Raw genomic sequence first — 9,270 nt, forward strand, 5'->3', positions numbered from 1 at the left:
GGGTCATTCTTGGAACCAGGCCCTTTCGTTTTGTGCTAGTTCCCCCTTGGTTCGTTGTGGTTCCCGGGGCCAAAAGAACTAACAGCACCAGCCCGGGCTACCTTAGGTGCACAAGGACTATCTCCATGCGCTGTTCCGCAGCGCATTCTTGATAGCTCGCCCTATCTTGGCGAGAAGCGCCGTAACGGGGTGGAAGAAAATAGCATGGGATCACTGCACTTGAATCGTGTATTTTTGATTGTGGCCAACACAGTTTTGTAGACACGATCACCACAATCAAAAGAGCTTAAAACGGTTAAGCTCCAAGAGTTTGCTAAAGTACCGTCAAGCGCTTCCAGGACTAATCATCCGACCCGCACCTGTGTTTTGAACCCGCTACTAGCGGAGTAAAACTGCTCGGTCAGAACCTCAATCCGCGCTGGAGTTTACTCGCGCAGGGCCTGGTCCTTGATCTTCAATACGGGTTGAATCAGGTAATCCATCACGGATTTGCGCCCCGACAGGATGTCGACCTCGGCGATCATTCCCGGAATGATTTCGACTGCTACACCGCCTGCATCCAGAATTGCGTTTCTGGTCCGTATTTCAACGACAAAAACCTCCTCATCATTCCGTTCTGACCGGGTGATCGTATCTGCGCCGATGCGAACGATTTCACCATTCAGGCCACCATATCTCGCATAATCATAGGCCGTGATCTTGACCTTGACCTGTTGGCCTGCATGCAAAAACGCGATGTCGCCAGGTCTGACATAGGCTTCGACCAGCAAGGTGTCGTCCAGTGGTACGATCTCGATCAGCTCTTCGCCGCCGCGCGCCAAGCCGCCAAGTGTCGTGCGATGTATTCGATTGACAATACCTTTGACCGGAGCACGAACCTGAGCCCGGGAAGCACGATTGCGAAGCGCGGGCAGGGTGGGTTTCAAGGCCGCCAATTCAGCGGTGACCAGAGCCAGATCGGTCAGAGCCGCGCTGCGAAACCTGCTCCGCGCCGCCGCAATCTTGTCGTCGACTTCGACAAGACCGGTTTCCAGTCGGCTGACCACGGCCTTGGCCCTGATTTTGCGTCCCTCCCATTCCGCCTCGCTTCGGCGTAACGCCAGCAAAGTTGTGGCCGGTTCCATACGGCGTTGCACAAGCGGGGCCATCATCGCGCGCTCCTCGGCAAGAACCTTTAGGGTCTCATCTGCCGTGACCTGATCCACCAACCCCTCTTCATACTCGCGCTGCCGTTGCTGACGCTGTCGTTCCAGAATGGCTATCTCAGCCAGCAATTCGGCTTGTCGACCCTGAAATAATGCAGTTTCCGAGCGGACCACCTCCGGCGCTTCGTTGATCAGGATATTGTCAAATTGCAGCTCGGTCCCGTTTATCTCGGCCGAAAGCCGTTGCGCTCGTGCCATCAGGCCAAAAGCGCGCTGCTGTTCCCGCCCCAACTCACCGTCGATCTGGGTGGTATCGAACTCCATCAACAGCGTGCCCTTGTCGACCATCTGCCCTTCGCGGACGTATACCTGTTGCAGCACGCCCGGTTCTGTTGCCTCGATCAGTTGTATGTCAGCCGAGGGAACAACGCGCCCTTCTGCCCGGACCACATCATCCAGTTCGGTGTGATAGGCCCACAGCCCGGCTGCGATGAGGCATGACAAGATAACCAACAACAGCAGCGATCCACGTAAAGAAGAGCGCCCGCGCATCTCCCGCGCGAGGGTGTCGAGATCAGGATGCCGCGACATTCAGATGCCTCCGCTTTTTGGGGGCATGCTGAGTCAACAGGCTCTTTGGCCCGTCTGCTCCGACCTTGCCGTCTTCGATCACTATGACCCGATCAACCAGTTCCAACAGGCTGGTGCGATGCGTAACCACCACCATAGTTGAATCCTGTGTTGCCTCTTTTAGTCTTCGGATGATTTCGGCTTCGTTTTTGACGTCCATTGCGCTGGTGGGTTCATCAAACAGCAAAACAGGCGGTCGCCCGATCAGCGCCCGTGCCAGTGCAATGGCCTGACGCTGACCGCCCGACAGGCCCTCACCACGTTCGGCCAACCTGAGGTCGTATCCGTTTGGGTGTCTGGCAATGAAGTCTTCTACTCCGGAAATCCGCCCGGCACGGATCAGATCCTCGTCCCGAGGTCGAATGGCGCCGCTGGTGATGTTTTCGCGAACAGTGCCCGAGAACAGCCAGATATCCTGTAATACAGATCCGACATTACGGCGCAGATCTCCCGGATCGATCTGACGGAGGTCCAGCCCGTCCATCATCACCGATCCGACACGGGGCTGGTAGAGACCCAGCAGCAAACGTGCGACAGTGCTTTTTCCCGATCCGATCTGACCAAGGATTGCAACCTTTTCGCCACGATTGATGGTGAAACTCACACCTTTCAGAGCATCCTCATCCTGATCGGGATAAGCAAAGTGTACATTGTTGAATGTGATGCGCCCGTCAAATCGGGGACGGCTGATCCAGCTGCGTCCCTCGGGGCGTTCGCTTTCAGCTTGCATCAACGCATTCAGATTTCGAAACGCGCTCCGGGCCTGATTCACGCGGGTCAACGTCTGCGCCAGCTGGCTGAGTGGTGCCAAAGCGCGCCCGGTGAGCATGACCGACGCGACCAAGGCCCCCATGCTGGTCTGTCCATCCGAGATCAGGAACACGCCGTAGAATACGATCAGCACCTGTGCCGCCTGTTGTGTAAAACCTGTCAGATTGAGAGCCAGCTGCGTAACCGCACGGCTGCGCATTCCATGCTCTGACTGGCGGGCGACAGCTTCCTCCCAGCGCGAGCGCATTTGCCGTCCTGCTGCCGTCGTCTTGATGGTTTCCAGACCTGTCACGGCTTCGACCAAGACAGATTGTTTGGATTGGCCGTCCGAAAAGCTTTGTTCTGCTAGGCGAGAAAGCAGCGGTTGGACCGCCAACCCCGTCAACAGCACGATTGGCACCGCCAAGGCGGGTATCAGTGAAAGCGATCCGCCGATCATGTAGATGGTGAAGACAAACAATCCGATGAATGGCAGATCAACAACCGCAACCAGTGTCGCCGAGGTGAAGAACTCTCTCAGCGTTTCGAACTCGCGCACGGTACTTGTCATTGCTCCGGTCGATCCGGTGCGTGATTTCATTTTTATATTCAGTAACTGGTCGAATATGCGGCGGCCCATGAATTTGTCCGCGTTTTGCCCGGCGCGATCAATAAATCCTGCCCGCAATATCTTCAGAATAAAGTCGAATAGCAGCGCCAGGCAAACACCCATCGTCAGGGCAATCAGCGACTCCGTTGCCTCGTTTGGCAAGACCCGGTCGTATACGATCATGATAAAGACCGAAGTCGACAAACCCAGTATGTTCGTTAAAGCTGCTGCCAGCGCAACCTGAGTGTAAGACCAGCGATTTGCCGCAAGGGCTGACCAGAACCAATGCCCCGTTGGTTTGACCTTTCCCTCGGCAATCTCTTCGCGATGTTCCCGGCGAAACAGGATGGCATAGCCAGTGTAAATTTCACCAAAGCTGCTCTCTGAGACTGCGCCAACGCCTTCGCCAAGGGTTGGATCGTAGATCAGAAGATCGTTATTTTCTGCACGCCCGCGATAGACAACTGCTTTGTTCCCTTCCAGCAGCAGGATTGCCGGAGCCAGGCTGCCGTCGAATTCCTTGAGTTTGCGGGCCCCAAAACCCGCCTGCATTCCGGCCTGCTGCGCAACGGTAATCACGTCCCGGTGGGTCAGAGCGCCCGACGGGTTGGAATGCGCTGCGTAAAGAGCAGCCTTCGTCAATGGGCGCTGCAGCGCGGTGGCAACATGGAGAACACACGCTTCCAGCGAGGAGAGGGTGTCGAGGCCGGACGGGGTACCGTTTTCGGTCATTGCAAGCCATCCCAATTTGTAAGCTTGATCCCCAGCAGATCCACGATGTCACCAGTCAGACCAAGTGCGGCGTAGTTGGTGAGAAAAAAATTCTGTTCGGCTAAGATCAAACGTTCCTGCGCATTCACATAGTCACGCTGAGCATCCAGTATTTCGATCAGACTGCTGCGGCCGATCGTAAATTGTTCTTGCGTAGCGGCGACACTGTCGGCGTTGGCCCGAACAGCAATCTGAGCTTCGCGCAGGCGCTGCGCTCCGGCTTGTTGGTCAGAGCGAATGAAGTCGAGTTCTCTTGTGATTTCACGGATCAGAGTCTCGCGTGCGAACTCAGCCTCTTTAACCTGCGCCTCAGCTGCAGCGATAGCGGCACGGCGTTTGCCCGTGCTATCCAGTTCGTAGTTGACCGAGAGGTCCACGCCAAAATTGGCATCCCGATTAACGTCTTGATCAGCAAAGGCTGAAACACGGATATCTGGTTGGCGACGAGCCAGTGCGGCCGCTCTCTCAGCCTTTGCGGCCGCCAGCGTGGCGTCGGCCCGCCTGATCTGAGGACTGTCGAGCACGATCTGCAGATCGCTGCGGGACAGGTTCGGAGCGGGGATGGGCGCTGTGAGACTGCCTGGCGGAGTGCCAAAAACTTCGCGAAACCGGGCATTTGCGCGATCCGAGCGGGCTCTGGCATCAGCAAAGCGGGTGCGGGCATCCGCAACACGTGAGCGTGCGGTTAAAACATCTGCGTTTGATCCTGCGCCACTGGCTGTCCGATCGGCAATCTGTTGTTCGATTGTTTCGTGCACTTCGACATTGCGGCGCGAGATTTCTACGATTTCTCGTTGGTTTAGTACCAAAACGTATGTCTCGATCGCCGCCAGTGCGGTAGCAGAGGCGGTCTGTAGTTGATCGCCCCGGCTTTCCAGAACACGTGCCCGCGCTGCAGTCAGATTGCCTGCGGCTGTACCGCCGTCATAAACAAGCTGTGACACGCGCAGATAAGGCGTCGTATCGGCAATATCCGAGTCCACGCGTTGTGAGCGTGCGTTGAGACCCAGAGACACTTCCGGCAGGAATGCCCCTTTTGCAGCGTCACGCCCGGCCTTTGCCGCCTCAAGCCTTGTATTGCTCTGCGCCAGTGTAGGACTGGTCTGAACCGCGTCCCGTACGCGTTTGCCAAATGTACTTTGGGTAAGAGCAGCCGAAGGTTGGGTTGCCCCAGCCCCTGCTGAGCCTGCGGAGAAGGACATCTCGACCGGGACCAGATCCGGAATCGGCTCACAGGCCGATATCAGAGTGGCAGGGATCAGAATGGTCAGAGCCTTCCAGAGTTTTTTAATAACCTGCATGGATGCCCTCCAACTGCTGGGCGCTTGCCATGGCGCACAGGAACCCGTTCAGTTCCGGACTTTCGGCATCTGGTGATCGATGCAGTTGTTTTTGCTGTGCTTTAAACAACCATGCGCAATGAGAAAGGGAAACCTGGTGGGCGTGGATAAGACCCATCGCGTTGTTGTTCATGAGGAGCAGTTTGTGCGGTGGCGAAAGCGCTTCGATCTGAGCAAAATCGACCCCTAGCCAATCCGGCGGCAAATCGATCCCGTCGTGATGCCGCACCAGCGTAAAGAGATCCATCTTATCAATTATGCCGCACAGTTGGTCTGTAGCGGCCTCGGCGGCTGTCAGGTTTTGAAAAAAGGTCCTGACCGCGCAAAGATCAGGTGCCAGGGTTCCGTCAGCCGTAAAGAATGGCTCGTCTTGGACATCGTCAGTCACTAGTCCTGAAGCCTCGTCCACCAGTAGACGGAACTGCTGAGTGGAATTTGGAGTGGTATCGATTAGCGTCTCTGCGCTGAAAGGATAGCAGCGCAATGCGGACGGGACATAACTTGCCAACCAGCGTCCCTGAGTGGAAACAAATGGTGTCTCCCCTTGTGTCAACGACAATACTGCGAACGGTCGGATGCCGGATTCAGTCTTGCGGAACAGGATCGGGAAAGTGGCAGCGGCCTGACAAACCTCAGTATGTACCAACGGGCATTCTGAGAGATCTCGTGCAAAATTGTACGACGTGAAACGTTGCCAGTAGCGATCTTTGTGTCGGTCGCGGCTTACAGGAATTAGACCATTCTGAGTCATGCGCCCCCCGGGAGGTTGATTGTGCGATGTCCATATATTGGGCATCGCAAGTCACTGTATTTTCAGCGGTTTAGGCAGTGGCGCCGGTTGGATCTGTGTGAAGGATGTTGTCTGCATTCAATCCGGTCAGATCCGCCAATCCGTCAAACTGGGCGACAGTCTGAACGTTTGCAATGACAGGGGATGAATAATCTGCCTTGATCAGAACACTGTTGGTTCCGTCTGTCGCGAGGACATAGATTTCGTCACCCGCCTGAGCGCCGGACAAGCCTTCGATCGCTGTGGCGATTGTGTCCGCGTCAAGATCCGTCAACGTAGTCGTCAATCCGACGAAACCGGTATTGGCACCTATCGCGTCACCTACGCCAAGAGTTTCCACATCAGTTCCATCGCCCCGCAGCGTTGAGACATCCAGACCGCTGAACATCAGCGCATCCGTCACATCTGTAGCAGGACCAATTGTGAACCCGGCAATCGTGTCTGTGCCATTGGCCGCGGGATCGGCCTCGAAGACAACAATATCCCTGCCCGCGCCGGTCAGGTCGATCGTGTCATTGCCATCTCCGCCCCGGATCACGTCGTCGATGTTTGATGAGGTCAAGTTGTCAGCGCCGTCGGTTCCGATCTGCCACTTTGTTGGTCCGCCATCCGGAGTTGTGACGGTCAGTTCGATAGGCTTTGTCGGATCTTGTACCGTCATGGTAAACGTTACAACGGGTTGAGACAGGTCGTTGTAGCTTGTGGCGGCACCTGCAAAACTGATGGCAGAACCACCATTCGGGTTTGCGAGGAACAGATTGAAGTCGCCGTTTTCTACCTCTGATCCGGTATCGTAAGTGACGACTGATGGATCAAAGCCCAGCTCGGCTGTGATTGCGAAACCGCTTGAGATGTCGACGTCGGGATCCGCGTGAATTTCAAACGTAACAGTGTTGCCGCTGCGTCCCGCTTCGGTAATCACATAGGCGGCGGGGACATGTGCCACGGCCTGATCATTGACGGGCAGCGGATCGGTTCCACCTGAAACGTTCGCAGCAGCTGAAAAATCAAGGCTGTCACCGGCGTCAATCGCAGAGAAAGCAGATGACGGTACTGTCAGGTTCCAGGTACCGTCGGCTGCGACGGTTGCGGTACCCACGGATACACTGTTGAGCGTGACATCCACGGTCTGTCCCGCACTAAGCCCGCTTGAGGTGCCCGAGACGGTCATGCCTGAAGATTTTGCATCGGCAAGCGAAACCGCGTTGTGTGGACCAACCGCGTTCATTCCGAGGATCGGCCGGAAATCGGTAGCAAGTGTCGTTGTTGCGTCGGAAATCGGATTTCCCGCAACATCTTCTACAGATGCCGTGACAGTGAAGTTTCCGCCATCCGCCAATGCATCCAGATCGGAAGCCGGGACCGTCACCTGCCAATTGCCGCCAGAGGCAGTTGCGGTGTAGTTTTGCCCCCCAAGACTGACCGTAACGGTCTGGCCATCTTCGGCGGTCGTCGTGCCGGAAATATCCAGATCGGTGTCCTTTTCCACAACATCAAGAACTGATCCCACCGATAACGGGTTCACCGAGATGGTTGGGGCCGTAAAATCGGTTTCAAAACTGGTTGTGGCGCTATTGCTGTTGCCAGCGGCATCGTTGACCGTTGCGGTCACGTCATAAGTTTCGTTATCCTGTAGTCCGCCGAGGGCGATGGCGGTGTAGGTCCAGGTGCCGCTGTTCACCGTTGCGGTGCCAGTGATATCGACAGTCCCGTCTTCACGTATGATTTCAACGGTGATGGTGGTTCCATCTGCGGCGTCAGAGGTGCCTGAGATCGTCAGATCTGTTCCCTGTTCGGCCGCATTCATAACAGCCCCGTCCGATAGGTTAGTGATGGCCACCGCCGGCGCAGTGAAATCGGTGTCAAAACTGCCGGTTGCCTGTGTCGCCGGGTTGCCGGCGGCGTCGGAAACATCCGCCGTAACTGCAATTGTCGACCCATCCGACAAGGCACCAAGATCGGCTGCAGGTATGTTCACGTTCCACGCGCCACCGGCAGCGGTGCCTGTGTAGGTCTGGCCATTCACTGAAACGGTTACGGTTTGCCCATCCTCGGCCGAAGTGGACCCAGAGATCGTGAGATCGGTGCCCTGCTCCGCGGCATTCAGGACTGCGCCACCGGAATAGGTGTCGATGCTCAATGTTGGTGGTGACGTATCTGTGGATACGCCGACACTAGCTTGTGGCGCGGCAAGCCCGTCTGAGTCCGTGACATCCGCTGTGACGGTGAAAGAACTGCCGTCAGCCAACGCGCCGAGATCAGCGGTTGGAACGGTTACAGACCAGGTCCCTCCAGACACTGTGCCGGTATAGCTCTGCCCATTGAGCGAGACGTTGACTTGCTGACCGTCAGGGACATTGCCCGTGGTCCCGTTGATGACAAGATCCGACCCGGATTCCGACAGATTAAGGTCTGCGCCGACAGATAAAGGCGAAATCGCAATCGAAGGTCCTGTCAAATCAACGGGAACAGATACCGATGTCGGAACTGCAGGGTTCCCGGCCGCATCGCTGACCGCAACGCTGATCGCCGCCGGAGTGCCAGTCGAAAGCCCCGCAAGATCAGCGTGCGGGACGGTAACGCTCCAGCTTCCGCCCGATGCGGTTCCGGTATAGGTCTGCCCTTCGAATGTCACCGTCACTGTTTGCCCGTCTTCGGCACTTGTCGAACCAGTCAGAACTAGGTCATTCGCCACATCGGCGAGGTCAATTGAACCACCTGCAACGGTGTCGAGCGAGATGTTGGGGGCGATGAAATCTGTATCGAAACTGCTGCTTGCCTGAACTGCCGGATTGCCTGCTGCATCAGAAACAACTGCTGTGGCTGTGACGGTGACCCCGTCCGGCAGGGCTGCCAGATCGCTGGCGGGGACCGTCACACTCCATTGTCCGTCTGAAACCGTTGCGGTGTAGGTTTCTCCGTTGAGGGTGACCATTACCGACTGACCGTTTTCGGCGTCAGTTGTGCCCGAGATCGTCAGGTCGGTGCCCTGTTCCAGAGCGTTCATCACAGCGCCATCCGAGAACCCGGTGATCGCCAGTGTTGGCGGTTCGGTATCAACCACGAATTCCACGGTTTCAGCGGAGAGTTCCTCTCCATCGCTATCCAGATTTCTGACAGTGATGGTTGTCAGGCCCTGAGACAGACCGGCGGCTTCGGCTGGAGTCAGGGGAATCATCCAGCTTCCGTCAGGCTCCGGAGTGACCGTCTTTGTTACCGAACCAATCGTAACCT

5 protein-coding genes are annotated in these 9,270 nt (G+C 56.5%); all 5 read right to left on the reverse strand.

The window, feature by feature from the left end; translation table 11 throughout:
- Positions 1–425: 425 nt before the first annotated feature.
- The 5 genes from E1297_RS41125 to E1297_RS41145 all read right to left on the reverse strand — a co-directional run bounded on the left by E1297_RS41125 (position 426) and on the right by E1297_RS41145 (position 9,214).
- Positions 426–1,736, reverse strand: a complete 1,311-nt coding sequence (locus E1297_RS41125) for an HlyD family type I secretion periplasmic adaptor subunit (RefSeq protein ID WP_155148620.1) — start codon at positions 1,734–1,736, stop codon at positions 426–428.
- Complete coding sequence (locus tag E1297_RS41130; protein ID WP_155148622.1) at positions 1,720–3,867, reverse strand: type I secretion system permease/ATPase; 2,148 nt, start codon at positions 3,865–3,867, stop codon at positions 1,720–1,722. Before E1297_RS41130 ends, E1297_RS41125 begins: the two co-directional genes overlap by 17 nt.
- On the reverse strand, positions 3,864–5,207 hold the full coding sequence (locus tag E1297_RS41135) for a TolC family protein (RefSeq protein WP_155148623.1): 1,344 nt from the start codon (positions 5,205–5,207) through the stop codon (positions 3,864–3,866). Before E1297_RS41135 ends, E1297_RS41130 begins: the two co-directional genes overlap by 4 nt.
- Positions 5,194–5,997 carry a SapC family protein gene (locus E1297_RS41140; RefSeq protein ID WP_155148625.1) on the reverse strand — a complete coding sequence of 268 codons (804 nt, stop codon included), beginning with the start codon at positions 5,995–5,997 and terminating at the stop codon, positions 5,194–5,196. Before E1297_RS41140 ends, E1297_RS41135 begins: the two co-directional genes overlap by 14 nt.
- A 70-nt stretch (positions 5,998–6,067) precedes the next feature.
- A complete protein-coding gene (locus E1297_RS41145) occupies positions 6,068–9,214 on the reverse strand; it encodes an Ig-like domain-containing protein (RefSeq protein WP_209016303.1) in 3,147 nt (1,048 codons plus the stop codon).
- Positions 9,215–9,270: the final 56 nt, after the last annotated feature.

The organism is Roseibium sp. RKSG952, assembly GCF_009711355.1.